The following is a 1687-nucleotide window of genomic DNA, read 5'->3' on the forward strand; positions in this document are numbered from 1 at the left end:
GCGTCGAGCGCGTCGAGGGCGTCGACCGCGTCGACCGCGTCGGCCAGCCTCGTCAGCGCCGGGAGCACCGCGGACCTCGCGGCGAGGTCCTGCCATCCGCCGCTGCCCCTCCCCGAACCCCACAGGTCGGCGATCACGCGCGCCGCGAGGCGCGCCTGGCGGGGCGTGAGCTCGTCGCGATCGAGCGCGGACTGCAGCACGTGGACGACGTCGTGCGGCGATCCGTCGTCGGGAAGGTCCCTCCCGGGCACGTTCAGCGCGATGACCGCCTCGATGAGCCCCGGCCCCGGGAAGTCGCTGTACACGATGCCCGCCCGGTCGCGGACCGTCGTCCGCACGTAGTCCATCGTCAGCTGGTTCAGCCCGACGAACTCGACCGAGCAGGTCCCGAGGAAGCAGTTGACGCTCGGGTACTCGCGCAGGCACTTCGAGTCGTGCTTGCAGGAGTCGATGTGCCCTCGCGTCCAGCCGGTCAGCAGCTGGTCGGCGTCCGTCGCAGGGGACGAGTGCCCGCTGGCGTAGAAGTACGGGAACCCGCCGTCCGCAGCCGACGTGAACGTGATGAAGATCCGTCCGGCCGGGTCGTCGGCGACCCGATCCGCCTCGGCCAGGTGCGGGGCGACGTACTCGGTCCACTTCACCGCGAGGTCGCGCTCGGTGTCCAGCTCGAAGTGGTCCTCGATGTCGAGGTTCGCGTCCGACCACGAGAACGGGCCGATCGGGTCGAAGTCCTCCACGTAGACCACGATCTTCCCGCGCAGGTCGCCGAGCTCCGGGTCCGTGTCGGTGCCGTCGTAGTAGTGCCCCTCGAGGAGCGCCTTCACCTCGGCGAACGACGGGTTCCCGTGCTCGTTCTTGACCCGGGTCACGATGGTCTCGCTCGGATGCTCGTCGAGGAACTCCACGAGATCGGCCACCACCTCGCCGTAGGGCGTGAACTGGCAGTCGATGCCGTGGAAGATGTCGAGCGGGCACACGCCGTTCTCGCCGACCCGGATGTCGAGGGCGCGGATGCCGGCGGCGAGCTGGTCGCTGAAGCCCATGCTCTGCGTGAACGTGATGTCGCCGCCGAACTTCGACGCCCCGGAGTCGTGCGTCCCGGGGAGCGAGAGCTCGCTCAGCCGGAGGTCGTCCGGCAGGCCCGCCATCCAGTCCTCGTGGAGCGCCTTGGGATGGGCGTCGTGCGAGTACGCCGACGTCTCGTAGGCGTACGCCGGTGCCGGCGTGATCGCCGCGACCACCGCGACGATCGCGGCGGCGGCGAGGACTGGTGCCCTCCGCCTCGAGTTCCCCATCATCGGACCCCCTCGGACCGGCTCGTGGGTGCATCCGGCCCAAGGCTCCCCTCCGGCCGGGCCCGCGACGAGGTCCCCGTCCGGGTGGCCCGCACGTCGCTGCGCCGGAGGCGGGCGTCAGGGAAGGTACTCGGAGTCGAAGTACGCGGCACGCGCCTCGAAGCCGAGGTCGGGGTGGTCGACGAACACGCCGTCGACGCCCGTGTCCATGATCCGGGTGAACTCGCCGAGCCAGTCGCCCCACGCGCTCCGCGACGCGCCCCGCCGGAACTCGGGCGCGAGGAAGCGGTTCTCGGGGCGCAGGGTCCACGTGTACACCGCGAGGCCCGCCGCGTGCGCGGCGTCGACGAGGTCGGACCCGCGCAGGGCGGCGTCGGGGCGCGCTCGGCGCG

General features: G+C 71.7%; 2 protein-coding genes. Both read right to left on the bottom strand.

The window, feature by feature from the left end; all coding sequences use genetic code 11:
- The coding region (locus ESO86_RS16500) for a PI-PLC domain-containing protein (protein WP_165308178.1) at positions 1-1298 on the bottom strand (1298 nt) is incomplete at its 3' end.
- A gap of 114 nt (positions 1299-1412) precedes the next feature.
- The coding region (locus ESO86_RS16505) for a glycerophosphodiester phosphodiesterase family protein (RefSeq protein WP_277985245.1) at positions 1413-1687 on the bottom strand (275 nt) is incomplete at its 5' end.

Origin of the sequence: Agromyces binzhouensis (assembly GCF_004135055.1) — a bacterium.
Lineage (GTDB): Bacteria > Actinomycetota > Actinomycetes > Actinomycetales > Microbacteriaceae > Agromyces > Agromyces binzhouensis.